Here is a 797-nt window from a genome sequence, read left to right on the forward strand (position 1 = left end):
CCGAAGAGATTTGGCTGTGCTCGAAAGAGAACCGTAACACAGGTGCTGCATGGCTGTCGTCAGCTCGTGTCGTGAGATGTTGGGTTAAGTCCCGCAACGAGCGCAACCCTTGTCATTAGTTGCTACATTCAGTTGAGCACTCTAATGAGACTGCCGGTGACAAACCGGAGGAAGGTGGGGATGACGTCAAGTCCTCATGGCCCTTATGGGTAGGGCTTCACACGTCATACAATGGTACATACAGAGGGCCGCCAACCCGCGAGGGGGAGCTAATCCCAGAAAGTGTATCGTAGTCCGGATCGCAGTCTGCAACTCGACTGCGTGAAGTTGGAATCGCTAGTAATCGCGGATCAGCATGTCGCGGTGAATACGTTCCCGGGTCTTGTACACACCGCCCGTCACACCATGGGAGCGGGTTTTACCAGAAGTAGGTAGCTTAACCGCAAGGAGGGCGCTTACCACGGTAGGATTCGTGACTGGGGTGAAGTCGTAACAAGGTAGCCGTATCGGAAGGTGCGGCTGGATCACCTCCTTTCTAGAGTAGCACCACGAAACTGAGAAGTTTCATCATCAAGCGTCCACGCTTATCGACTGTTGAATAGTAAAGAACAGTTTTATCGGGGCTGTAGCTCAGCTGGTTAGAGCACCGTGTTGATAACGCGGGGGTCGTTGGTTCGAGTCCAACCAGCCCTACCAATCAGCACTAAGCATCACCTAATGGGGGATTAGCTCAGCTGGGAGAGCACCTGCTTTGCAAGCAGGGGGTCGTCGGTTCGATCCCGTCATCCTCCACCATT

The 797-nt window shown here is 53.7% G+C and carries 2 tRNA genes and 1 rRNA gene; all 3 read left to right on the forward strand.

Features of this window, described 5'->3' with window-relative positions:
• A 16S ribosomal RNA gene (locus IFU00_22835) occupies positions 1 to 535 on the forward strand; the annotation flags it as partial.
• Positions 536 to 619: 84 nt separating this feature from the next.
• Positions 620 to 696 (forward strand) — tRNA-Ile (locus IFU00_22840).
• Between the two features lie 23 nt (positions 697 to 719).
• A tRNA-Ala gene (locus tag IFU00_22845) sits at positions 720 to 795 on the forward strand.
• Positions 796 to 797: the final 2 nt, after the last annotated feature.

Origin of the sequence: Oxalobacteraceae sp. CFBP 8761 (genome assembly GCA_014841595.1) — a bacterium.
Classification (GTDB): Bacteria; Pseudomonadota; Gammaproteobacteria; order Burkholderiales; family Burkholderiaceae_D; genus Telluria.